A 23,055-nucleotide genomic window follows, 5' to 3' on the forward strand; every position below is an offset into this window, starting at 1 on the left:
TCGCTGGCACCGGCCGTGCCGGCCGTGGCCCCGGCCGCGCCAGCCAGCGCGCCGGCTGCCCAATGAGCGTGCCGCACTGAGTAGCGTGCAGCGGGCCGGTTGCATCGAGCCGGCCGCTGCGACCGCGCCTCGACGCGGTCACGGCGACGATCCGCCGATCGTCGCCATCCCGGGCAGGCGAACGCCTTCGCCCCGCACGCGCGCCAGTCTCATCCCGCCTGTTTTTCCGCCTCACTCCGCGAACGGCAATGTCTGCTGGCCGTTCGCGCGCATCCCGAACACGTTCAGCGTCATCGCCACCAGCGCGTAATAGCCGAGCAAGCCCACCAGGTTGATCACCACTTCATGGCCGAAGCGCGCGAGCGCCGCGTCGTAGGTCGCGTCGCTCACGCGCTGCGTGTCGTAGAGCTCGGTCGCGAAACGGTGGACCAGCGCATCGTCGGCATCGTCGAAGACGGGCGTCTCGCCGCGCCGGATCGCTTCGGCCACCGCCGCCGGCACGCCGGCGTCCAGGGCGATCGGCAGATGGATGTGCCACTCGGCCTGCGAGCGCCAGCGCGCGGCGGTGGCCAGGATCGCCAGCTCGGACAGGCGCAGCGGCAAGCCCGTTTGGTAGCGGCAGAACGCGCCGAGCCGCTGCGCATGCTGGGCCAGCACCGGGCTGTGGATCCAGCCGAGGAAGGGGCCGTTGAGGTTGCCGCGCGGGCCGGCCAGGATTTCGTCGAGCACGGCGCGCTGTTCGTCGGAGGCGCTCGCGGTATCGAACGGGGGAAGGCGGTTCGTCATGTCGGAAGTCCGGATTGGAGTGAATGGCGGGACAGGGCGGGGCGCGGCGGGCAGGCGGCGATCGATGTCGATCGTGGCGCCTGCCGGCGGCCCTCGAAGGGCCGTGGCGCTTCAGCGCGCGGCGCCGCTCGATGCCAGCGCCGCGTCGAGCGACTGCGCCAGCCGCTCGACGATGATATCGATTTGCTCGGCCGAGCAGATGAAGGGCGGTGCCAGCAGCACGTGGTCGCCCTGCCGGCCGTCGACCGTGCCGCCCATCGGGTAGACCATCAACCCGCGCGCCATCGCCTCGCGCCGCAGGGCCGCATGCAGGCGCAGGGAAGGATCGAAGGGCTGCCTGGTGCCGCGATCGGCGACGAATTCGACGCCGACGAACAGGCCGCGCCCGCGCACGTCGCCGACGGCTTCGTGATCGGCGAAACGCTCACGAAGTTGCGCGCGCAACTGTTCGCCGCGCTCGCGCACATTGTCGAGCAGACCTTCCTCAGCGATCACGCGCTGCACCTCGAGCGCGGCCGCGCAGGCGGTGGCATGGCCGATATAGGTGTGCCCGTGCTGGAAGAACCCGGTGCCGCCCACGATCGCGTCATAGATCCGGTCGCTGGCGAGCGTCGCGCCGATCGGCTGATAACCGGCGCCGAGCCCCTTGGCGATGGTCAGGATGTCGGGCGCGATGCCGTCCTCCTCGCAGGCGAACAGATGGCCGGTGCGGCCCATGCCCGACATGATCTCGTCGAGGATCAGCAGGACACCGTATTTATCGCAGACGGCGCGGATCTTGCGGAAATACGCGCGCACCGGCGGCACCGCGCCGGCCGTCGCGCCCACCACGGTCTCCGCGACGAAGGCCGCGACCGTCTCCGGGCCCAGTTCGAGGATCCGGTTCTCGAGTTCGTCGGCGAGCCGCTGGGCGAAGGCTTCCTCGCTTTCGTCGGCGCGCTGCTCGCGATAGGCGTAGCAGGGGCTCACGTGATGCGCGTCGATCAGCAGCGGCAGGAAGGGCTCGCGGCGCCACGGGTTGCCGCCGATCGCCAGCGCGCCGAGCGTATTGCCGTGATAGCTCTGGCGCCGCGCGATGAAGTGGCGGCGCGCCGGCTGGCCGATCTCGACGAAATACTGGCGCGCCAGCTTCAGCGCCGTCTCGATCGATTCCGAGCCGCCCGACGTGAAATACACGTGGCCGAGCCCGGCCGGTGCCGCCTCGATCAGGCGATCGGCCAGTTCCTCGACGGGCTCGGTGGTGAAGAAGGAGCTATGCGCGTAAGGCAGGCGCTCGGCCTGCCGCTTGATCGCCTCGATCACGCGCGCGTTGCTGTGGCCGAGGCAGGAAACGGCCGCGCCGCCGCAGGCATCGATGTAGCGCTTGCCGGTCGAGTCGATGAGCTCGATGCCGTCGCCGACCACCGCGACGGGAAGGGTCGCGCGCGGAGCGCGATGAAATACCTTGGTCATGATCGTGTTTGCTCCTGCTGGCTGCTGGAAGGCGGGTTCGTGAATGCCATCGGCGCCGCACGACGCGGCTGCCGGCTGCGGTTCGGATCAGGCGGTTTCGCGCGTCACGCGCAGCGCGAAACCCGTCACGCCATCGCGTCTCACCGAGAAATCGACGCCGTGCTGGTCGATCTCGAAGAGGGCGGTCGCGAGCGTGTTTTCGTCGTCGGGATCGGCCGGATCGTCACGGAAGATCGGCAGGCCGGCGCCACCGCGATCGGCGAGCACGCCGGCCAGCGCATCCAGGTTCGTCGCGGCGAGCGCGGGCAGCAACTCGTCGAGCCGCGCCTGCCGATCGCGCGACGAAGCGGTGACGATCTGCGCGTCGGCATCGGCGTTCGGCCCGGGATGCACGAGGTGGTTGGCGTGGCCGTAGCGCGCCTCGACGCTCGTCACCGAGGTACGGGCCGCGCTGGCCTCGACGCTGGCAATGCGGGCATCGCCGGCGCAGCCGAGCATGTGATGGAAACCGCTCGCGCGCGGCGTGTCGCGCAGCAGCGCGAGCGCGGCATCGAGCGAGGTGGCGTCGAGCACCGCGCGCGCCAGCACCATGCGCGGCACGCCGGCCGCCGGCGCGGTGATCCGCACGTTGTTGATGGTCTGCACCAGGCCGGCGCGGTTCAGCGCGAAGGTATGGCCGGGCAGCGAACCGGGATAGTAGAAGCTGAGGAAGCCGGGGCCGCGCGTCGGGCGAACCTCGACGAGCCAGCAGCGATCGAGCAGGAACGGATCGCCGTCCTCGTTGTGCGCGATGCGGCCGCCGCTCGCGTCGCGCGCCGCGACGGTGGTGCAGCCGTCGCCGGAGCGATTGAGCAGCTCGCCGCGGCAATTCCAGGCGAACACCAGCTCGGCCGGCAGGCCGAGCCCTTCGGCGAGGCCGTCGAGCTCGGCGACGCAATCGGGAAACACGGCCTCGGCCTCGCGCCGCCAGATCGGCAGCAACGGTTCGCCAAGGCGCGCCTCGAGCGCTTGCCAGGCGCGGCTTTGCGCGCGGTACGCGGCCATCAGCGGGCGCGCGAGTTCGCCGAGCCGGCGGCCGATCTCGCGCGGCGTGCCGGCGATCACGACGGGGTGGAGTGCTTTCATCGATGCGCTTCGGTAGCTGGAAATTCGGGGGCGGATGTCGATCGAAGGCGAGGGCGGGCCAATGCAAGAGATCGACAACACATGGGCCGAAATTATACGCATCAACAACAAATGTTGTCACGACGAACGAGACGACAACACGGCCGTGGCGCCGGCACTCGGGCTGTGTCGATACGGAAGAGGGGAACGAGCGAGGAAGAAAAAACGCCCTCGCAAGGCGAGGGCGTTATCGGCAGGAATCGCCGTGGCTCGGCTCAGACGCCTCGCCAGGCGCCTTCGCGCTCGAAGGCGTGACGCGCCTGGATCAGCGTGGTCTTGGCCGCGCGCGCGTCGCCGGCCAGCTTCAGCAGCGCGCCCAGTTGCGAGGGCTGTTTCGCGAGTTCGCGCAGGATCGGCAGGATGGTGGTGGTGCCGTCGTCGCGCAGGCCGGCGGTGGCCGCGCTCGGCAGGGTGCGCCAGGACGGATCGACGATCGCCCGGCACACCGCGAAGGGCACGCCGCGCGCCGCCGCGAAGGCGCCGGCGATATGCGACTCCATGTCGACGGCGAGCGCGCCGTGGCGCGCGTGCAGCGCGGCCTTCTGCTGCGCGTCGACGACCGGCGCGCCGACCGCCGCGATCCGCCCGAGCCGCAGGTTCGGCACCACCGGCGTGCCGCGCAGCGCGGCCACCAGCCGGCGGTTCCAGCCGGCATCGGTGCGCACCTCGCCGAACGGGCCGTCGATCGCCTCGGCGATGACCAGCGCGCCCGGCGCCAGATCGGGCGCGAGGCCGCCCGCCGTGCCGAAGCTGATGATGCCCGAGCAGCCGCGCTCGACCGCTTCCGACAAGGCGCGCTCGAGCCGGTCGGCGCGCGCCGCGTAGACGGTCTCGACGCCTTCGCCGCGCGCGATCCTCGCCTCGAAGGCCATGCCGGTGACGGCGATCACCGGCGCAAGGGTGGTCTGGGTCGCCATCCTCACATCCCGACCGTCACGCGCGTGGTGCCGGCGCGCTTGAGGCCGCGATAGCGCGCCAGCGCCCACAGCGGGAAGAACTTGCGATAGCCGTGGTAGCGCAGGTAGAACACGCGCGGGAAGCCGGTCGCGGTGAAGCGCGTCTCGTCCCACAGCCCGTGCGTCTTCTGTTCGGCGATCAGCCAGTCGATGCCGCGCGCGACCGCCGCGTGATCGACCTCGCCGGCCGCCATCAGGCCGAGCAGGGCCCAGGCGGTCTGCGAGGCGGTGCTGGTGGCCGGCCCGTAGCCGCGATAGTCGAGCTTGTAGCTGGTGCCGTCCTCGCCCCAGCCGCCGTCGGGATTCTGGATCGACAGCAGCCACTGCGCGGCGCGCTTCACGCGCGGATCGTCGTGGCCGAGGCCCGCCGCGTTCAGCGCGCCGAGCGCGCTCCAGGTGCCGTAGATGTAGTTCATGCCCCAGCGGCCATACCAGCTGCCGTCGGCTTCCTGCTCGGCGAGCAGGTAGTCGAGCGCGCGCTGCGCGGGCTGGCTGTTGACGTTGGTCTCGCCGAGCTGCGCGAGCATCGACAGGCAGCGCCCCGAGACGTCGGCGGTGGGCGGGTCGAGCAGGGCGCCGTGATCGGAGAAGGGGATGTTGTTCAGGTAGTGATGGGTGTTCTCGGGCTCGAACGCGCCCCAGCCGCCGTCGCTGCTCTGCATGCCGACCACCCATTCGCGGGCCCGCGCGATCGCGTCGCGGTCGACGTCCGATTGCGTGAGGCGCGCCGCGCGGTCCATCGCCAGCACCACCACGGCGGTGTCGTCGACGTCGGGGTAATGCGGGTTCGCGTACTGGAAGGCCCAGCCGCCGGGGCGCACGTGCGGGCGGCGCGAGATCCAGTCGCCGCGCACGTCGAGGATCTGCAGCGGGCGCAGCCATTCGAGGCCGCGCAGCGCGGCAGCCTCGGCACGCGGCTCGCCGGTCTCGAGCAGGGCGTGCGCGGCCAGCGTGGTGTCCCAGACCGGCGACAGGCAGGGCTGGCAATAGGCCTCGTCGCTCTCGTCGTCCTTGATCACCAGCAGCTTGTCGAGCGAGCGGCGCGCGGTCGCGCGATTCGGGTGGTCCTCGGGATAACCGAGCGCGGCGTACATCATCACGGAGTTCGCCATCGCCGGGTAGATCGCGCCGAGGCCGTCCTCGCCGTTCAGGCGCTCGTCGACGAACTGCACGGCCTGGCGGATCGCGCGTTCGCGCGAGTAGCGCGGGAACAGCCCGTCGGTCAGGCGCAGCAGGCCGTCCACGCCGCGGAACAGCAGGAACCAGCCGGCGCTCTGGTGGCCCTGCCTGGGCAGCAGGCCGGTGTTGACGGGCGGATTGACGAACAGCTCGTCGACGCGCACGCCGAGCGGGTTCCTCGCCAGCGGACGCTTCGCGTTCAGCACCAGCAGCGGCACGATCACCGTGCGCGCCCAGTACGAGACCTTCGACAGGTGGAACGGGAACCACTGCGGCAGCAGCATGATCTCGACCGGCATCATCGGCACCGCGAACCAGGGCACCACGCCGAACAGCGCGAGCTGGATGCGCGTGAAGACGTTCGACATCTCGGCGCCGCCCATCGCGTGGATCGCCTGGCGCGCGCGCACCATGTGCTCGGCCTCGACGTCGTCGCCGATCATCTTCAGCGCGAAGTAGGCCTTCACGCTCGCGCTGACGTCGGGCGCGCCGTCCGTGAACAGCGGCCAGCCGCCGCCGGGCAGCTGGATGCGCCGCAGGTAGCGGCCGATCCGGCGCTCGAGTTCGGCGTTCGGGGTCTCGCCGAGGTAGTGGACCAGCAGCACGTATTCGGCCGGGATCGTCGCATCGGCCTCGAGCTCGTAGACCCAGTGGCCATCGGCCTGCTGCGCGGCCAGCAGCGCGTCGGTCGCGCGCGTGACGGCGGTGTCGAGTTCGGCGGGGGAGGGAAGCTTGGCGGCGACGGGCGCGACGGGAGTTGCGGCGGCGGCTTGCGTGGTTGCCTCGGCCTCGGCTGCCGTTGCTGCCGTTGCTGCCGTTGCTGCCGTTGCTGCCGTTGCTGCCGTTGCCGCAGGTGCTGCAGGTGCTGCAGGTGCTGCAGGTGCTGCAGGTGCATGATCGGCAACGGTCGGCGTCGCGTCCTGCGCAGCCGTGACGGCCGACGTGGCAGGCAGGTTCGCCGCCCCGGCGGCAGGCGACGGCGCGGCGTTCGGTGTCGCGCCGTCGGGTGTGGTCGAGTCGGTGAGATCGTTCATCGGTCCCTCTCTTGTCATGCGGCGCGTGCGTTGTTACCCGAAGGCACGCCCCGTCGATCGACGCGGGCAGGGCGGCGGCCGGCGCGCCCGCGAACAGCGAATCCGGCCGGCGCGAAGGCGGGGCCGAACGTTTCAGGTTCCGGCAGGGCGCGCGCCAAGGCCGCCAGCCCGCCGGTCGGAACGTCGGATGCGCGGCCGGCGGCATCGGCACGGCGCAACATCCGGTGATAGCGGGCACTTACCTCACAGTGCTCCGCGCACGCGCACGGCGGGCAGCCATGCGGCGTGACGGGCGATCCGCCGATCGCCCGGGCATGCATCGACATCAGATCAGAAGAACGCGTAGCGCAAGGCGATCAGCATCATCCGCAGGCGCGGCTTGCGCAGCGGCGCGCGCGGCGCGGCGAAGCCACGTGCCATCGCGGCCTCGAGTATGCAGCGATAGGCGCCGGACATGATGCGCGGCGCCTTGACCTGCGCGCGCGGCGCGCCGTCCATGATCGCGTCGGCGCGCGCGAAATGCGCCAGCGCGCGCTCCGCCAATGTCGCGCAGACGCCCGGCAGCGCCGGATGCGCGGCGATCGTGAGCGGATCGGTCACGGGAATGCCCTCGCGTTCGAGCAACTCGCGCGACAGATAGCAGCGGTTGATGTCGGCGTCCTCGTCGATGTCGCGCAGGATGTTGGTCAGCTGCAGCGCGCGGCCGAGGTGATGCGCCAGCTCGATGCCGGGCGCTTCCTGCATGCCGAAGATCCGCACCGACAACCGGCCCGCCGAGCTCGCCACGCGATCGCAATAGAGATCGAGCGTGGCGTCGTCGGGCGCGCAGATGTCCTCGGCGGCGTCCATCGCCATGCCGTCGATCATGTCGTGGAAATCCTCGCGCTTGAGCCCGAACTTGCGGATTTCCTCGGTGAGCGGCACCAGCGAGGCACGCGGCTTGCCGGCGTAGCAGGCGTCGATGTCGACGCGCCAGCGGTCGAGCCCGGCCGCGCGTTCCTCGCGCGAGCCGCCGTCATCGGCGATATCGTCGACGGCGCGGCAGAACGCATAGACCTGGAACATGGCGTCGCGCTGCGCCGCCGGCAGGATCCGCATCGCGCGATAGAAGGAACTGCCCGATGAGACGGCAGCGACGTCGGTTTGGGTGTCGTCCACGACTAGATTGGAAACGGCCAAGACGAGCTCCGCTAAGACACCCTCGCGGGCGATGAAAACAGCCATGCCCGGCGGGGGATGGAGAGGCTTGCGAGATGCGCGAACGATACGCGCAGACAGGCTTGATTGGCCGATGCTTGGCCGGAAATGGCGGCAAGTATAGCAATGTTTGACACCCGCTGCCGCTCGCGGGCCCCGCAGGCGCGACAGCCTAGGCGAACACCACGTCGCGCTGCAGGTCGAGGGCGATCAGCCCCATCGCGCGGGCCAGTTGCAGCACCTGGCGGCGGTCCAGCCGCGAGCCCATGAAGCTGGTGACCTGGCCGTCGCTCTCCACGGTGAACTGGAACAGCGCGCCGCCTTCGCCGAACCAGGCGCCCGGCACCGATTCGGATTCGCGCCAGGCCAGCCCGTCGATCACACGGCCGATCGCGTCGCGGATCGTGTCGCCCGGCGCGATCGACGGCGCGACGTCACCGAGGTCGTCGAGCGAGTAGGGGCCGGGCGTCGCGGGGCGGCGATAGAACAGGTAGTCGGTATTCATGAGGCGCGGTCATGAAGGAGCATCCTCGAAATTAGCCCGAGAACCCGGTCGAATGGAATAGGGAACGGTTCCGGCTGTGGCGCCGCCGTAACAGATTGCGCACGATGAAAGCCGTTTGTCATGCGAAGCATCCCGTTTCGCGGCGTTGGAGGGCCGATCGCCGCGTCGCATATCGGATTCGTCTGAAATCGGCGCGGGACGGGTCAGCGGGCGCTCACATCGCCAGGCGAGCGTGTCGCGACAAAGCAGCCCGCTCTCTGGCACCATCGTGCCGCAGCGATCATCGCCGCGCATCCGGGCAGGCCGTCCCGGCAAAACAACAGAAACCGGATCAGGAGACAGCCGTGAACCATCCCGACATCGACACCCATTCGCGCAACGCCGCCGCGCCGCTGCCCTTCGTGCTGGTCCACGGCGCCTGGCATGGCGCCTGGGCCTACGAACGCCTGGGCGCAGCGCTCGCGGCGCGCGGCCATGCGAGCGTCGCGCGCGACCTGCCCGCGCATGGCCTCGACGCGCGCTACCCGGCCGCGTTCTGGCAGGGCGATGCACAGGCGCTGGCCCAGGAGCCATCGCCGGTCGCCGCCACCACGCTCGACGATTACACCGGGCAGGTGCTGCGCGCGATCGATGCCGCTTGCGCGCTCGGCCACCCGCGCGTGGTGCTGGTCGGCCACAGCATGGGCGGCGTGGCGATCACGGCCGCGGCCGAACGGGCGCCGGAGCGGATCGCGGCGCTGGTCTACCTGGCCGCGTTCATGCCCGCCTCGGGCGTGCCCGGCCTCGACTACGTGCGTGCCCCCGAGAACCATGGCGAAATGCTGGCCTCGCTGATCTGCGCCAGCCCTCGCGCGATCGGCGCGCTGCGCATCAACCCGGCCAGCCGCGACGCGGCCTATCTCGCCACGCTGAAGCAGGCGCTGTTCGAGGACGTGGACGAGGCGACGTTCCGCGCCGTGACGCGGCTGATGTCCTCGGACGTGCCGACCGCGCCATTCGCCACGCCGATCGCGACCACCGCCGAGCGCTGGGGCTCGATCGCGCGCCACTACGTGACCTGCGCCGAGGATCGCGTGATCCTGCCGGCGCTGCAGCGGCGCTTCATCGCCGAGGCCGACGCCTTCCTGCCCGAGCGGCCGACGCGCGTCCACGCACTCGACAGCAGCCATTCGCCGTTCCTGTCCCAGCCCGACACGCTCGCCGAGCTGCTGGCGGGCATCGCGCGCAACACGACGATCTGAGGCAGCGATCGCGCGGCCAGTGCCCGCGAGTCGTTTATGATGACGATCATTCGATGACAGGCCGCCGCACGCTGCAGCTCCCACCATGAAGCCCCTCCGGCACGACGCCCCACGCCCCGCCGCGCCCGCCGCCACCGACTGGGAGGACGACGACGACGCGTCGTTTACGACGGGCGCGCCCGAGCACGATTTCGCGGTGCGCCGCGTCACGCTGATCGTGCTGCTGCTGGCCGCGATCGTGCTGCCCTGCGTCTATGTCGCCGTGATGGCCTACAACGACCTGCGCACGCGCGAGGCGACCGCACGCGACGTCACCATGCGCACCGTGCGCGTGGCCGAGGAGCATGCGCTGAAGGTGTTCGACCTGACCGAGACGCTCGACGCGCGCATCGTCGACCTGGTCCAGGATCTCGACGACGAATCCGTGCGCAAGTCCGAAGCCGACATCCACGACGCGCTCAACACCATCGGCGGCGGCTATCCGCAGGTAGCGGCGGTCTCGATCTTCGGCGCGAGCGGCATGCTGCTCGCCAATTCCCTGTACTACCCGGCCCCGCACGCCTCGATCGCGAACCGCGACGACTTCATCGGCATTCGCGACAACAAGGTGATCGAGCACATCTCGCGGCCGATGCGCGGGCCGATGCGCTCCACCACGCCGAGCCTGGTGTTCAACACCGGCGTGGCGCGCCAGCATAGCGACGGCAGCTTCGCGGGGATGGTCTCGATCGCGCTGAAGTCCTCGTACTTCAACGCCTTCTATCGCGACCTGCTCGGCGGCGAGAGCTCGCCGATGTCGATGGCGCTCACGCGCAGCGACGGCGCGGTGCTCGCCTCGTATCCGCCGCCGCCAGAGACCGGCGACGAAAAGCTCGACGAGCACGAGGCACCCTTCGTCAACGCGAGCGCCTCGAGCCCGCGCGCCGGCATCATCCGCGTCGAGCACGACGGCGCGAGCGAGATCGTCGCCTACCGCCAGGTCGGCTCCTATCCCGTCTATGTGATCTGCGCCTACCGCGCGCCGGCGATCTGGCGCGCCTGGTACGAGCACCTGAGCGTGCTGTTCATCTCGATGTTCGCCCCCTCGCTGGCGCTGTGGTGCGTGATCTGGCTGTCGCTGAAGCGGCTGCGCGTCGAGGAGCAGGCCTGGGACCGCTGGCAGGCCGAGGCTTCGATGCGCCGCTCGATCGAGTCGGCCTATCGTCAGTCGCGCAAGATGGAGGCGCTCGGCAACCTGGTCGGCAGCGTCGCGCATGATTTCAACAACCTGCTGATGATCATCTCGAGCAATATCCAGATCGTGCGCCGACGCGGCGCCGCGCATCTGGACATCGAGCTGACGGCCATCGAGCGCGCACTGAAGAACGGCCAGTCGCTGACGCGCCAGTTGCTCGGGGTAGCGCGCAAGCAGCCGCTGCGCAGCGAGACGATCGACGTGCCGCAATGGCTCGGCTCCTCGTGCCGCGAACTGCTGAAGACGTCGCTGGGATCGAAATCGGCGCTGGTGTTCGACATGCCGCCCGGCATCTGGCCGATCCGCGTCGATATCGCCGAGCTCGAGCTGGCGGTGATCAACCTGTCGGTGAACGCGCGCGACGCGATGCCGACCGGCGGGCGCTTCACGATCGCCGCGCAGAACATCACCTTCCGCCACGAGGACGGCTTCCCGCTGACGGGCGACTTCGTCCAGCTCTCGCTGGCCGACACCGGCAGCGGGATGGCGCCCGAGGTGCTCGCGCATGCCTTCGAGCCGCTCTTCACCACCAAGCCGAAGGGCATGGGCACCGGCCTCGGCCTGCCGCAGGTGTTCGCGTTCTGCGAGCGTTCGGGCGGCATCGCCACGATCGACAGCGCGCTGGGGGAGGGCACCACGGTGCGCCTCTACCTGCCGCGCGCGCGCATCACCGACGAGGCGCCGCCCGCCGCGCCCGCGCCGCGCGAAGCTTCCTCGCTGGAAACCGATCCGCCGCGGGAAGGCCTGCGCATCCTGCTGGTCGAGGACAACGGCGAGGTGGCCGCCGGTACCGAGGCGCTGCTGTCGTTGCTCGGCCATCGCGTCACCTACGCGGCCAACGCCGACGACGCGCTCGCGCTGGTCGACGCGCCGCTCGATCCCGAGGACGAGTCGCGGCCCTTCGACCTGGTGATCTCCGATATCCACATGCCGGGCACGCTCAACGGCATCGACCTGGCCGAGGAGATCGAGCGACGCCCGGGCACGCTGCCCGTGATCCTCGTCACCGGCTACGCGGAGGAACTCGACCGCACACGGCGCGTGAATGCGCGCGTGCTCTCCAAGCCCTTCGACATCGGGCTGCTCGACGACATGCTGCATGCGATCCGGCAGGCGCGCGATGCGCGCAAGAGCGGACGGATCCGCGCTTGAGGCGTGGAGCGGGCAGGGCGGGGGAGGGGAGGTGGACTGCCCTGCCGGCCGGGTTGGTGGCCCGAGGCGCGGCAGGGTGAGGAACGCAGGGGGAGCAGGGCAGGGCGATGCGCAGAGTACTCGACAGGCGCCGGCGGAGTTCCTGGCTCCGCTCCACCGGCCGCGCGCCGCGCCTGTTCAGCTCAGATTCGACTCATATCCCGAGCCACCGCTCAGGCCGTCTTCGTCGCGTGGCGACGCACCCAATCCGCGTAGCGATCGACGAAGGACTGCAGGAACTTGCGCGTGTCATCGCTGGCGATCTTGCCTTCGTCGTCGATGCGGCTGGTGTCGTGCTTGATGAACATCTCGGGCTGCGCGAGCGTCGCGACATCGAGATAGGACAGCACGTTGCGCAGATGCTGCTGCGCGAGCGCGGTGCCGATGGCCCCCGGCGAGGTACCGAGCACGGCGCCGGGCTTGCCGCTCCAGGAATTGTGTCCCCACGGCCGTGAACCCCAGTCGAGCGCGTTCTTCAGCACGCCCGGGATCGAGCGGTTGTACTCGGGCGTCACGAACAGCAGGCCATCGGCTTCCTCGATCTGTTTCTTGAAGGCGGTCGCCTCGGCGGGAAAGGCCGGGTCGTAATCCTGGCTGTAGAGCGCGAGCTTGCCGATATCGGCGAACTCGAAGTCAAAATCATCGGGGGCAAGCGAGATCACGGCCTTGGCGAGAGCCCGGTTGAACGACTCGCGTCGCAGGCTGCCGACGACCACGGCAATTCGGTATGTCATCACGTTCTCCTTCCGCTCGATTGAGAATGCGCCCGGATTCCTTCACCAACGAATGGCAACGGGCCATTTGCGGGCAGGCCAGCGCAAGTCCGGCGGCGCGGGCGATCCGGGCAGGCTTTCCACAAGGTTTTCCACAGAAATTGTGGATAACTTTCAGGCTACGCGTACCGGGGGATAAGTGGCGAGGCCAGGAAACCGGCTCGACACGCGTGCGGGACAGCATAGCGCACTAGTTTGAACGCAAAACGTGACAGTTGCGGAAGACGAGGCGTGTCGAGTTTCGAGCGATCGAATAGATCAAATAATATTTATAAGAATTATTCAAACAAGGCAGCGATGGATTCCGGAGGGCGACCAATCGCGGCTTTATCGTTCACCACCACGATCGGGCGTTGCAGCAGGATCGGGTACTCGGCAATGGCGGCGTAAATCGCGGTTTCATCGGTGGCGGGGTCGCTCAGGCCCAGGTCCTTGAATTCGGTCTCGTTGTCTCGAACCATGTCGCGCAGGGGACGGCCGAGTTGGCGATGCAGCGTCTTCAATTGTGCGACGGTCAACGGAGTCTTCAAATACTCGACCACCTGGATGGGTTCGTCGCGTTTGTTCAGCGAGTCGAGCAGGGCCAGGGTTTCGCGGGACTTGGAGCAACGGGGGTTGTGGTAGATCGTGATCATTGGGATGGGCGTCGAGGTAAGAGGGCGGGATAGGGCGTCTATTGTAGCGACGGGAAGGGAGCGTTCAACCAGACTGAACCTCGACCCGCGGGCTGTTTATTCGAGAAGAGGGAGCGCAAACGGTTGTGGGTTTATGCGCATAAATCCATTGCCGGGGCCTGCTTGATCAGGGGTCTTCCAGAAATCACCCCGCCTTGCGGAGAGGGCCAACTCCGTCTACTCCGTAGCCCGCGCGCTGCAGCTTTATGCGCATAAACCGGGTGAGCCACCACGTGGTCGGAAGCCAGGACGCTCCTTTGGGCGCCACTGATTCGAATCTCCAAGTTACGCCCGCCACGCGTGCTCCTATCCTGGCGCGGCAGCTTTATGCGCATAAACGCCTCGGTCGAATGGCCAATCTTTTACCTGTTATCGACTAAATCATTGAAATACGAAATTCATCAGGTAAAATTTCGTCGATCCAAACAGGAGTGCAAATTGGCAGCCGAAATCATTGCGGTCACTCAACAGAAGGGCGGTGTCGGTAAGAGCACCATCTCCATGCACCTCGGCGCGGCATTCCATGAAAAAGGGAAGCGCGTCCTCGTCGTCGACGCAGATGGCCAAAACACGCTCATCCATTGGTCAAGCGCGTCAGGTGACAGCGACAACGGCATCCCGTTTCCTGTCGTCAATCTCGCCGAAGCCGGCGGACAAATCCATCGCGAGATCAAGAAGTTCATCAACGACTACGACGTCATCGTGGTCGACTGCCCGCCGTCGATCACCGAGAAGGTTTCCGGCGTCGTGCTGCTGGCTGCCACCGTCGCCGTCATTCCCACCTCGTCGTCACCGGCCGATTACTGGTCGAGCGTCGGCCTCGTGAAACTGATCCAGCAAGCCCAGGTCATGAACGAAGACCTGCGCGCGGTGTTCCTGCTGAACAAGACTGAAGAGAAACGCATGCTGACGCGGGAGCTGAAGCGTGCCATCGAAGAATTGGGCTTCCCTCTGCTGAAGACGCAGATCCCGACGCGCGAGGCCTATAAGCAGGCGATGGCGCTGGGGCAAACTGTCCTGCAGATGAACGATCGTGGCGCGCGCCTTGCCGCCGCGGAAATCCGTGCATGCGCCGACGAAATCGCCGGCATGCTGCCCTGACTTTATGCGCATAAAGGACCTTGAATGAAACCCTCCCAATTTGCCAAAGGCTTCCAGGCGCGCCCCGATACCACCACCAGCGAAAAGCGAACGGCGCTCGATCGGCTCAATGCGATCGACGGGATCGTGAAGTCGGAAACGCCGGCACCAACGAAATCGTCGAAGAAAGACATCCCGGTCACGATCGTCGAGACGCCGCCGGCGGAGCCGACCAATGAATCGCCGCAATATCACGCGTGGCGCGTCGAGCATCGCTACCAGCCCGGCCAGATCATCGAACTGCCGCTGAAGACGATCAAAGCGAGCCCGTTCAATCCGCGGCATTTCTATCTGAAGTCGTCGATCGCCGAACTCGCCGTCAATCTCGCGAAACAAGGGCAGCAGCAGGCGATCCACGTGATCCCCGACTACGAGCACCCCGGCACCTTCTTCGTCAGCGACGGCGGCCGGCGCGTCCGCGCGCTGAAGGAGGCGAACAAGGATTCGGTGAAGGCCATCGTGATCGACATTCCGATCGGCATCGAGAGCTACAAGCTCGGTTACGACCTGAACGTCCAGCGCGATTCGCAAACCGTGTTCGACAACGCGGTGGTCTGGCGCCGCTTCCTGGAGGACAAGTTCTTCCAGAGCCAGAAGGAGCTGGCCGAGCATCTGGGCATCGACGAATCGACGATCGCCGTGGCCTTGTCGATCGGCAAACTGCCCGAGGCCGTGATGCAGGAAATGGTCACGCGTACCGATCGCTTCGGCTCGAACATGGCCTACCAGGTCGGCCGTTATCACTCGGCTCGCGGTACCGACGCCACGCTGCGCCTGATCAACAAGATCCTGTCCGACGACCTCAGCACGCGACAGGTAGCCGACATCGTGAAGGGCAGGGCGAGCGCGCAAGAAAATGCCAAGCCGGCAGGGCGGCAGCGTTATGCCCAGCGCCATGAGATCAAGATGAATGGTTCGACGGTCGGCGACCTGAAGTCCTATGGTGACGACCGCCTCGAGCTCCGCCTGCGCGGCCTGTCGCGAGAAAAGCGCGACGAGATCCTGCAACAACTCGAAAAGATGCTGCTCAGCTGAGCGCTCCAGCCAGGCTTGGCGAGAGAACCACGCCTCTCGCTGGATTCGGAATGCACGACATAGACACCCCGGAAGTCCCGCTTCCGGGGTGTTTTTATTGATGGAGCCTTTGTCGAAGCCGGCGTGATTCACGACCAGGAAAAAGAAGCACGCGCGGGAGCTCGCCGCCGGAATATCGCCAACGACACGGTGCACGCTCAAGCCAAGCACCCGAAAAGCAAAAAGGCCGAGCCCCGTTCAAACAGGACTCGGCCTTTCCCGATTCTCGACCGCGTCGCGATCGATCTGGATTTTCAGTATCTCAAGCTGCTCGTGACTGATTCAGCGTGAACGCCAGCAGATCACCGTCGGTCGGTTCGCCCCAGGTCTTCAGCGCGAGCCAATCGAAGAATGCCGTCTCGACCAGCTTCGAATCGAGTCCGCGCCGGCGCCAGTCATCGCGCAGATGCGAACCAAGAGCCGGCAGCACATCGGTCTCGAACGATTGCCGTGCCAAATCCCGCTCGGCCTGGCCCTGTTCCTCGTAGAGCGATTTTGCTTCCTTGCGGCGGTAGGCGTCGTATTCGCCGCGCAGCCGCGCCTTCGGATCGTCGAGCGAACCCGCTGCGGATGCCACCGACGCCAGCTTGCCCGCGGTCGTTGCGCCCGGCAGCGCATCCGGGTCGACCGGCGGGGCATAACCCTTCTTCAGCGCATCCTTGAACAGCGCCCCGGCACTGCGTACCGGCGGCAGGGTGGTGCTGCGCATACGCTGCTCGGTCATCTGGAGTGCCGCGCGAATCCGGTTTTCCTCGCTGTCCGCATAAAGCGTCTGCGCTTCCTTCAAGGGAATGCCGAGCTTGACCATGCGGTCGACCAGCGTGCTGTCGAATACGTTCGGATGTTCGTCGAGCGCCAGCATCGGCTGCTTGCGCTCGGAAACGCGAAACTGGATCTCGGCCACGCGCCGGCCTTCGCGATGCTCGATCAGCTCGACAAAGATATTCGTGACCGCATTCACCTCGGCGATTGCCGGGCGCAGGTAATCGCGCTTGAAGTATTTGTATTCGCGCTTGGCCTCGTCGCCGGCTTCAGTGTCGGGGGTGCCCGACAGGATCGGCCGCCACCATTCCCAGGGCTCGCGCATCGTCAGGTGGCTCGGGTTGGTCAGGTAGCGCACGCAGATCTCGTACAAGGCCAGGCCGGCGCTGCTGCGCAACTGGCTCTGGAACTGCAGGCTCAGGCGCGCGTACTGGACGGGGTCGAGCAGCTTCTTCTTGATCTTCGGCGCGAACGAGAATTCGACCCAGACGCGGCGGGTGGTCGGATCCTCGAGAATTTCCGCATCGGCGATCAGCGTCGAGATCCCCCACTTGCGGCCGGGCTTCTGGCTCGAGGTGCCGGTGCTCCATTCGACCTGGACAGACACCATGCGTCGCAGGTGCTCCTTCACGAGCGCCGTGTCGTTCGAATCGAAAGCCGAGTTCGCGACGATGTCGGACAGCAGCGCCCGGTAGGTATCGCCGGAATCGTCGGCCTGCTGCGCGACGGCCAGCAACACGTTGAAGAGCTTGCGCGTCAGCAGCGTGATCTTGCCGCTCTTCGGCTGGATGGCGATCGCCTCGACCGCCTTGCGTAGTTCGGCGGAGCTGGCATTCACCACATCCACATCGGTTTTCTTGGCGCGCTTCGTAACCATGCGTCGGATCGGACAAGGAAAGTTTCCCGCAAGGATAGCGACTGCGGTGATGGGCGTCTACAAGCGGCCCCTCACCGTAGGCGGTGATGCACCGCGATTCGCAGCGCCTCACCCCAGGACGATCCCGCAAAAGCTCACCGATGGCAAAACCTGTGATGCCGGCGCCCGCTTTGTCGTCGCGGGTGACACGGCCGCGCATGATAGCCGCACCGATATCGAGGCGTCGAGAGCCCTCCCGTATCACCTCACCTTAAAAATTTTCCCGTGGACAAGGGCCGGAAAATCTGCACAGACCATCACCGGTTTCACAGCATGAAAACCCCGAAAAACAAGGGGAAATGGCCTGCCAGCACCGAAATGCTGTGTCAATCGTCCTGAGGCTCGCCGACCTCGGCGAAGCAGCGAGCCCCCGGCCAGGGTGAAGCACTGCCCTCTGACGGCGTCACCCTGCCAGGCAGGCCAACACGGTGCGCACAGCTTCCGACAAGCACTCACCGCCCCTGTGCGTCAAGCTGCCCAGGGATGCCCTCGGTGCACATCGGTTCATGCCCGGCGTCCTGTCGCCTCACCCTGTGGGGCGGACTACGACGGCGCAACAATGCACACAGCCCGTCGGCACCGTTCGAGCCAGGCCAGGAGCAATCAGCGCGATACGACCCCGTGGGTGGGCTCCAGCAAGCTCCGGAGCGTTCCCGCCTCGGAATCGCCCCAGGAAGCCCTCCCAGCGGCTGTCAGAGGCTCCGGGAGCCACCGGCGTCTCTGGGGGCTCCGATATCGCATCCGAGCCGTATTCATTCACCTCACCGGCTCGCCATCGATCCATATCGATACCTTCAAAAGGGTTGTCCACAGCTCCTCGAGGCCCGCCAAACCCGTCGTTTTACCGCATCCGCACATGAGCCCCCGAAAAACCTCACCTTTCGTCGCGAACCGGTGATGCACGACATCTAACGAAAAGCACCGGCATACGGGGCCTCACAGCCTGCTCGATCCCGAAAAGCCTCACCTTTCCCCAAAACATGCGTCACCTCAACCTCATCCGAGGCTCCCGAAAAATCTCACCCAAGGACTTGAACACCGGAAAATATTCATTAATTTCATACACTTACCCAGAATCGTGCAATGCAGCGCCGATTCCCCCAAGTTCCCGGAAGATCTCACCTCAACCCGAATCAGGAGATTCCTTCGGAGCTCAATACACTCCTGAAAAACCTCACCTCTCGTGAAAACGATCACGAAAAGCACGGCAAAAGTTCCAGTCTTGTCGGGGGTTTACGGGTAAGTGGACACCCACTGCTCCCGAAAAACCTCACCTTTGCCATTTTTTCGACTGTGTCGAGGTCCTGAAAAGCCTCACCTCAAAGCTTTTTTGGCCACCTTTCCGTCAATCCCGAAAATTCTCACCTCAAGCGTGGCTGGCGCTGAAATTGCAGGCAAAGGCTCCTGAAAAACCTCACCTCAAGCCTGTGATCGCCGTCAAACGCCCCAAAACGGTACTTTTTTCCCGTAAAAGCTCACGTCAATCCCGCCCCGAATCCCGAGAAACCTCACCTATGCCTATCAAATAGGCAAATCCCTGGAAGATTCGGGGCCAAACGGCCCCCCTGCAAAGCCTCACCTTAGGGATTCCCGCCCAAAACGACGCGATTCAGGCACCATGCGGTGTCGACGTCGATCTCCCTCCCGAAAAGCTTCACCTTTCGCACAGGGCCGGGAACGCTGTGCTCCTGAATCCGCTCACGATCTCTCCTGCAAGGCCTCACGCTCGCCCCCGAACCCCATCACTTCATGTCCCGCAAAAGATCACCATGATTCCCGTAAAGCTTCACCTTGTCGGCCGGAATCCCTTACCCAGTAAGGCTGTGCGGTGGCGTTAACGTTTTTAACAAGGGTTTCAAGGGTGTTTACTTCTATTACTCTCTACGAGCACCCGTGAGCTCCCTGAAACATCGCTTCTCTCCACCCTCCTTCTGTGTGAAACATCCCCAGATATTTGAGAAGCAGATGTTTAGTCTACAAAAACAATGATTTAGCTGAGATTCTTCGCTTTGTTTCACGGAATTTTGGAGAGAGGGGCAGCCAGCAGCGACTGTGGAAGACCTCAACAGCACAGACGGCAAGAAGCTGTGGTGTTTCCATCAAACACGTATCAAAAAATACGTATTCCATTATGATTGCTACGTATTGACCGATACTCTCGTTCCGATGACTCTCGACGACATCCGCCAGACGATCCGTGCCGAACTCGATGCGATGCGCACAGGCGGCGCACGCCGGCAGGATCTTTCGCTTCACGCCTGCAAACGCCTGTTTTTCGACCTGGGCATTCGGCCCTCCGCAGCCAATGTGCGCGACCTGACCCAAACCGGTAGCGCCGGCGATATCCCCAAGGACATCGATTTCTTCTGGGAGCGGATTCGCTCCGCCTCGAAGGTAAGGCTCGACGGCGGCAATTTGCCGAAATCCCTGGAAGACAAGGCTGGTGAACTGCTGGGCTCGCTATATGAGGAAGCACAGAAGGAAGCGCGAATCGGGCTGGAAGCCGAGCGGCAAGAAGCCAGCGACGAAATTGCCGCGGCAGCCCAGCGGGTTCGCGAGGCGCAGGTTCGCCACGAAACGCTCGAGCTCGCTCTTGCGCGTAGCGAGAACCGTGCGGAGCAATTGCAGGCGAAGCTCACCGAAGCGGAAATCCGCTTGGCAACCGCGTCGACGCACGGCGCGGCGCACCAGGATTCCCTGCAGGTGCTGACTCAGCGGCTCGAAAACGAAAACGAGCTGTTGAACAAGCGTTTGGAAGGAGAACAGCAGCAGAATGCGTCGCTAAGAGAAAGAATCGACGCCTTGCACGTCGAATCGCGTCAGAACACGGAACATTACGCCCAGCAGATCAAGGACGCGGTGGCCGAAGCCGAGCGCCGTGTGAAGCCAATGCTGGTAGAGCTCGATTCGCTGCGCAGCATGGCCGGCACTTATCAAGCGGGTCTGCGCGACGTGAACCGAAAAGAATTCGAGTTCTTACAACAACTTAGCGCCGCCAAGGCGCGCGCCGACCGACTCGACGAGCAACTGCGCGAACAGGGCGACGAGTTGACGGCCGCGACGCGGGAAATCGAGACATTGCGTCAGGCACAGGGCGTCCCATCCGGAATTGCCGTGTTGCTGCGACGCCTGGCCGATGCCGGGCTGCTCGACGCGGCGGCTTTCGAGGCGATCGGATCGTCGATCGATGCGCATGTGAATTTGCCGCCGCGCTGCCCGAAGTGCGAGGAGGGCGAACCGGAACTGTCGCACGACGAGGAAGGTTTCGAATTGCTGTGCCCGGAATGCGAACATGCTTCCGGCCATTGTGCCTCACGCTTCGAGGCGGTCACACAGTTCAACCGAATTGGCAGCTCAAGCGGCTCGCTGTGGTAAAGGTGAGGAAAATCGGGAGCCGAACGGTGAGGGCATTCAGGAGCTGATCGCTCACGGAATCAGACCAGACGCGGGCTTTCGGCCGAGTTCGCATCCGCTTCCTGGCTACCAATTGCGGTTTTTTCGAGATTGTCGCGCCAAGTCCGCCAGGCTCGGTGCAAGCGATTTGCCGAAACCGGCTGCATGAAGCCGAGCCAATGGCCAACGCGCTCGGGCGCGACGCCGTTTTCGAACAGTTCGGCCGCAAAAGTGTTGCGCAGCGTTTGTGGGCTGGCACGTTCGGTTCTCGAGTTGGCGATGTTGGCGGCTTCGACAATGGCATCGACCGCGCGCAGCATGGTGGCCTTGTGCATCGGCCGGCCGGTCAGCGAGGAAGGAAAGACCAGGTCGCCAGGAATATCGCAGCGCCGCCGTTCGGCGAGCCAGGCGTCGAATAGCGCGATCGCGAACGAGGCGAGATGCGTTTCGCGCTCGAAGGCCGGATGCGTGGAGGGCAGGCGCACCGCGGGCTCACCGGGTTTTACGCAACTAATCGTCAGCGTGCGCGCTTCCCCCGTTTTCAATCCGCCGCCAAGAAAGGCCGCCACCAGCGCGCGATCGCGCCGTTCCTTCCAATGCGACATGCCGCCCGCCGGCAGCGGCGAGAACAGATAGGCGAGCAGGGCCGCGCGTTCGGACGGCGAGAGGAAGCTGGTGGGTTCGTTGTCGCGTGCCCGGCGCCATAATGCTTCGCCATCCTGAGCAATGAAGCGGGCCGGGTTGGTCGAGCCGAATTCATTGCGACGTACATGGTCGAGCACCCGCTCGATGAGCCGCAAATAACGGACTCGTTGCGTTTTCTTGATCGGCAGCTCGCCGACGAAATTGGCGATCAATTGGGTGTCGACCGTGGCCAGCGTCTGTTGCCGTTCGCCGAGCCAGGTCAGGAACGCGCCCCATTGCGCGCGATAGACGTCGGCCGACGAACGGCGAAAGTCTTGCGTCGCGAGCCACGCGTCGAACGACGCGTCCGGTTGGGCGACCCAGTCCGCCTCGGTGCCGTCGAACAGATCGGGTTCGGTGGCTACCAGCGTCCCGGCAGTCGAGGGACTTGGAAGAGACATGTCTATAAATCCGTTAGTTGCTCAATGAGCGTAGTGCACCGAGCCAGGAATTGCCAGCCATCCATGGATGGCTGGTCGCCTGCCGCTCCGGCGCTTCGCGTCTGGCGAGACGGAAGCGGCGCAGAACGCGGTGGGCAATGGTGCCGGGACGCTTCAGCCGCCCCAGATGCGCACGCGCCGCGGACGCGAACTCGGCACCGGCTCGGCGGGACCGAGCTTCGGCTGCCGCGAGGCGGCCTCATAGGCCGAGACGGCATATGACAGCACCGCCGGCAGCGCATTGGACTGCGCGACGTCGATTGGATCGTCGGTTTCGGGGAATTCGAAATCCGCGGGCCTTTCGAACAGGCTGCGGATGAAGGGATCGTGCCGGGCGGCGAAGCCGAGATCGGCCATCGCCTCGGCCTCGATCGCCTGCAGCAGCCGCCACGTCAGCGGTACCCGCTGACGGATGTAGCGGGCGGCAATGTGGCGGACGATCATCTCCATGTCTTGCGCCGCAGCCTTGAAGCTGAGCGCGGCCAGGTCCTGTTCGGTCATAGCGGGCTCCTCGTGAGCCAACACTGTACAAATATACAGTGAATTGCGCAACTGCCGGATACGACAGGCCGGACGCGGGATTTCAGCGATGGATCACGATCAGCAGCGCCTTGGCCTCGCCGCGGCCGAGATTGCGGATCGCGTGCGGCGCATCGGCCGCGTAGCGCGCGGTCTCGCCCGTCTTCAAGCGCCGCGAACTGCTGCCGGCCTCGATCTCGATCGAACCGGCCAGCACGGTCAGGTGCTCGCGCGTGCCGGGCTCGTGGGCATTCGACACCAGCGCGCCATTGGCCGGCAGGGTCAGTTCATACCATTCGAAGCGGCCGGCCAGTTCGATCGGGCCCCAGACGCGCAACTGATATTGATTGTCATGGCCGGACAGCGTCGGGATGTCGTGCAGGCCGTCGACCCGGATCGTCTCCGGCGATTTCGGCTGCGCGAACAGCTCGTCGAGGCTGATGCCGAGCGCATTGGTCAGGCGCCAGGCCACCGCGATGGTCGGGTTGGCCTTGTCGCGCTCGATTTCCGAAAGCATCGATTTCGACACGCCGGCCGCGCGCGACAGGTCGTCGAGCGTGAGCTTGCGTTCGTTGCGCAGCCGCTGGATGGTCTCGCCGACGCGCGGCGGGATGCTCGCATCGCCCGCCGGCGGCGAGGCGGAAGCCGCGGCGCGGCGCGTGCCGGAAGAACTTGCCATTTGATATCGGTTCGCTTAGAGTCGTTCGATATCTCGAACTTGAGTTCGAAATACAGGAAAAA

General features: G+C 65.8%; 20 protein-coding genes. 7 read left to right on the top strand and 13 right to left on the bottom strand.

Features of this window, described 5'->3' with window-relative positions:
- Nucleotides 1-231: 231 nt before the first annotated feature.
- The 7 genes from F3J18_RS18470 to F3J18_RS18500 form a co-directional block, all read right to left on the bottom strand.
- Complete coding sequence (locus F3J18_RS18470; RefSeq protein ID WP_036055186.1) at nt 232-786, bottom strand: carboxymuconolactone decarboxylase family protein; 555 nt, start codon at nt 784-786, stop codon at nt 232-234.
- A gap of 111 nt (nt 787-897) precedes the next feature.
- Nucleotides 898-2,238, bottom strand: coding sequence for an aspartate aminotransferase family protein (locus F3J18_RS18475; RefSeq protein ID WP_166913601.1), 1,341 nt, complete (start codon nt 2,236-2,238; stop codon nt 898-900).
- A gap of 87 nt (nt 2,239-2,325) precedes the next feature.
- The gene (locus F3J18_RS18480; RefSeq protein WP_166913612.1) at nt 2,326-3,363 is read right to left on the bottom strand and encodes a C45 family peptidase; all 1,038 of its coding nucleotides are present in this window, start codon (nt 3,361-3,363) and stop codon (nt 2,326-2,328) included.
- A gap of 254 nt (nt 3,364-3,617) precedes the next feature.
- The gene (locus tag F3J18_RS18485) at nt 3,618-4,319 is read right to left on the bottom strand and encodes a phosphorylase (protein WP_166913602.1); all 702 of its coding nucleotides are present in this window, start codon (nt 4,317-4,319) and stop codon (nt 3,618-3,620) included.
- Nucleotides 4,320-4,321: 2 nt separating this feature from the next.
- A complete protein-coding gene (gene shc / locus F3J18_RS18490; RefSeq protein WP_166913603.1) occupies nt 4,322-6,571 on the bottom strand; it encodes a squalene--hopene cyclase in 2,250 nt (749 codons plus the stop codon).
- Nucleotides 6,572-6,901: 330 nt separating this feature from the next.
- Nucleotides 6,902-7,750, bottom strand: coding sequence for a presqualene diphosphate synthase HpnD (hpnD, locus tag F3J18_RS18495; protein WP_036028459.1), 849 nt, complete (start codon nt 7,748-7,750; stop codon nt 6,902-6,904).
- 190 nt (nt 7,751-7,940) lie between these two features.
- Nucleotides 7,941-8,273 (bottom strand): hypothetical protein, encoded by a 333-nt coding sequence (locus F3J18_RS18500; RefSeq protein ID WP_025100232.1) that lies wholly within the window; start codon nt 8,271-8,273, stop codon nt 7,941-7,943.
- Nucleotides 8,274-8,617: 344 nt separating this feature from the next.
- Here F3J18_RS18500 and F3J18_RS18505 point away from each other — a divergent pair, with 344 nt between their 5' ends.
- Both F3J18_RS18505 and F3J18_RS18510 read left to right on the top strand, forming a co-directional pair.
- Nucleotides 8,618-9,514 (top strand): alpha/beta fold hydrolase, encoded by an 897-nt coding sequence (locus F3J18_RS18505; protein ID WP_345791219.1) that lies wholly within the window; start codon nt 8,618-8,620, stop codon nt 9,512-9,514.
- Nucleotides 9,515-9,599: 85 nt separating this feature from the next.
- Nucleotides 9,600-11,900: a hybrid sensor histidine kinase/response regulator gene (locus F3J18_RS18510; protein WP_025100230.1), complete on the top strand. Its 2,301-nt coding sequence runs from the start codon at nt 9,600-9,602 to the stop codon at nt 11,898-11,900.
- A gap of 212 nt (nt 11,901-12,112) precedes the next feature.
- Here the strand turns inward: F3J18_RS18510 and F3J18_RS18515 are convergent, their stop codons facing one another.
- Both F3J18_RS18515 and arsC read right to left on the bottom strand, forming a co-directional pair.
- A complete protein-coding gene (locus F3J18_RS18515; protein WP_166913604.1) occupies nt 12,113-12,673 on the bottom strand; it encodes an NAD(P)H-dependent oxidoreductase in 561 nt (186 codons plus the stop codon).
- Between the two features lie 317 nt (nt 12,674-12,990).
- Complete coding sequence (gene arsC, locus F3J18_RS18520) at nt 12,991-13,347, bottom strand: arsenate reductase (glutaredoxin) (protein WP_166913605.1); 357 nt, start codon at nt 13,345-13,347, stop codon at nt 12,991-12,993.
- 477 nt (nt 13,348-13,824) lie between these two features.
- Between arsC and parA the strand changes: the two genes are divergently transcribed.
- The 3 genes from parA to F3J18_RS18535 all read left to right on the top strand — a co-directional run bounded on the left by parA (nt 13,825) and on the right by F3J18_RS18535 (nt 15,891).
- A complete protein-coding gene (gene parA / locus F3J18_RS18525; protein WP_013688816.1) occupies nt 13,825-14,487 on the top strand; it encodes a ParA family partition ATPase in 663 nt (220 codons plus the stop codon).
- Nucleotides 14,488-14,511: 24 nt separating this feature from the next.
- A complete protein-coding gene (locus F3J18_RS18530) occupies nt 14,512-15,561 on the top strand; it encodes a ParB/RepB/Spo0J family partition protein (protein WP_013688817.1) in 1,050 nt (349 codons plus the stop codon).
- Between the two features lie 123 nt (nt 15,562-15,684).
- Entirely contained in the window at nt 15,685-15,891 is a 207-nt protein-coding gene (locus tag F3J18_RS18535) for a hypothetical protein (RefSeq protein WP_166913606.1), read from the top strand.
- On the opposite strand, the gene F3J18_RS18540 is transcribed toward F3J18_RS18535, so the two are convergent.
- The gene (locus tag F3J18_RS18540; RefSeq protein ID WP_166913607.1) at nt 15,863-17,239 is read right to left on the bottom strand and encodes a replication initiation protein; all 1,377 of its coding nucleotides are present in this window, start codon (nt 17,237-17,239) and stop codon (nt 15,863-15,865) included. The two genes, F3J18_RS18535 and F3J18_RS18540, sit on opposite strands and share 29 nt — an antisense overlap.
- Nucleotides 17,240-17,288: 49 nt before the next feature.
- Between F3J18_RS18540 and F3J18_RS18545 the strand changes: the two genes are divergently transcribed.
- Together F3J18_RS18545 and F3J18_RS18550 are read left to right on the top strand one after the other, a co-directional pair.
- The gene (locus F3J18_RS18545) at nt 17,289-17,555 is read left to right on the top strand and encodes a hypothetical protein (RefSeq protein WP_167242643.1); all 267 of its coding nucleotides are present in this window, start codon (nt 17,289-17,291) and stop codon (nt 17,553-17,555) included.
- A gap of 1,889 nt (nt 17,556-19,444) precedes the next feature.
- On the top strand, nt 19,445-20,653 hold the full coding sequence (locus F3J18_RS18550) for a DNA-binding protein (protein ID WP_025100226.1): 1,209 nt from the start codon (nt 19,445-19,447) through the stop codon (nt 20,651-20,653).
- 59 nt (nt 20,654-20,712) lie between these two features.
- Here the strand turns inward: F3J18_RS18550 and F3J18_RS18555 are convergent, their stop codons facing one another.
- The 3 genes from F3J18_RS18555 to F3J18_RS18565 form a co-directional block, all read right to left on the bottom strand.
- Nucleotides 20,713-21,756, bottom strand: coding sequence for a tyrosine-type recombinase/integrase (locus tag F3J18_RS18555; RefSeq protein WP_166913609.1), 1,044 nt, complete (start codon nt 21,754-21,756; stop codon nt 20,713-20,715).
- Between the two features lie 153 nt (nt 21,757-21,909).
- A complete protein-coding gene (locus F3J18_RS18560; RefSeq protein ID WP_013688821.1) occupies nt 21,910-22,296 on the bottom strand; it encodes a DUF2471 family protein in 387 nt (128 codons plus the stop codon).
- 82 nt (nt 22,297-22,378) lie between these two features.
- Nucleotides 22,379-22,993, bottom strand: a complete 615-nt coding sequence (locus F3J18_RS18565; RefSeq protein ID WP_013688822.1) for an XRE family transcriptional regulator — start codon at nt 22,991-22,993, stop codon at nt 22,379-22,381.
- Between the last annotated feature and the right edge of the window lie 62 nt (nt 22,994-23,055).

Origin of the sequence: Burkholderia sp. Ax-1720, assembly GCF_011753035.1 — a bacterium.
GTDB lineage: Bacteria > Pseudomonadota > Gammaproteobacteria > Burkholderiales > Burkholderiaceae > Burkholderia > Burkholderia gladioli.

What these genes read in the sequence shown, in the direction of transcription:
- F3J18_RS18470 (WP_036055186.1), bottom strand. Translation starts at nt 786, where the DNA reads ATGACGAACCGCCTTCCCCCGTTCGATACCGCGAGCGCCTCCGACGAA.
- F3J18_RS18475 (WP_166913601.1), bottom strand. Translation starts at nt 2,238, where the DNA reads ATGACCAAGGTATTTCATCGCGCTCCGCGCGCGACCCTTCCCGTCGCG.
- F3J18_RS18480 (WP_166913612.1), bottom strand. Translation starts at nt 3,363, where the DNA reads ATGAAAGCACTCCACCCCGTCGTGATCGCCGGCACGCCGCGCGAGATC.
- F3J18_RS18485 (WP_166913602.1), bottom strand. Translation starts at nt 4,319, where the DNA reads ATGGCGACCCAGACCACCCTTGCGCCGGTGATCGCCGTCACCGGCATG.
- shc (WP_166913603.1), bottom strand. Translation starts at nt 6,571, where the DNA reads ATGAACGATCTCACCGACTCGACCACACCCGACGGCGCGACACCGAAC.
- F3J18_RS18500 (WP_025100232.1), bottom strand. Translation starts at nt 8,273, where the DNA reads ATGAATACCGACTACCTGTTCTATCGCCGCCCCGCGACGCCCGGCCCC.
- F3J18_RS18510 (WP_025100230.1), top strand. Translation starts at nt 9,600, where the DNA reads ATGAAGCCCCTCCGGCACGACGCCCCACGCCCCGCCGCGCCCGCCGCC.
- F3J18_RS18515 (WP_166913604.1), bottom strand. Translation starts at nt 12,673, where the DNA reads ATGACATACCGAATTGCCGTGGTCGTCGGCAGCCTGCGACGCGAGTCG.
- arsC (WP_166913605.1), bottom strand. Translation starts at nt 13,347, where the DNA reads ATGATCACGATCTACCACAACCCCCGTTGCTCCAAGTCCCGCGAAACC.
- F3J18_RS18530 (WP_013688817.1), top strand. Translation starts at nt 14,512, where the DNA reads ATGAAACCCTCCCAATTTGCCAAAGGCTTCCAGGCGCGCCCCGATACC.
- F3J18_RS18540 (WP_166913607.1), bottom strand. Translation starts at nt 17,239, where the DNA reads ATGGTTACGAAGCGCGCCAAGAAAACCGATGTGGATGTGGTGAATGCC.
- F3J18_RS18545 (WP_167242643.1), top strand. Translation starts at nt 17,289, where the DNA reads ATGGGCGTCTACAAGCGGCCCCTCACCGTAGGCGGTGATGCACCGCGA.
- F3J18_RS18550 (WP_025100226.1), top strand. Translation starts at nt 19,445, where the DNA reads ATGACTCTCGACGACATCCGCCAGACGATCCGTGCCGAACTCGATGCG.
- F3J18_RS18555 (WP_166913609.1), bottom strand. Translation starts at nt 21,756, where the DNA reads ATGTCTCTTCCAAGTCCCTCGACTGCCGGGACGCTGGTAGCCACCGAA.
- F3J18_RS18560 (WP_013688821.1), bottom strand. Translation starts at nt 22,296, where the DNA reads ATGACCGAACAGGACCTGGCCGCGCTCAGCTTCAAGGCTGCGGCGCAA.
- F3J18_RS18565 (WP_013688822.1), bottom strand. Translation starts at nt 22,993, where the DNA reads ATGGCAAGTTCTTCCGGCACGCGCCGCGCCGCGGCTTCCGCCTCGCCG.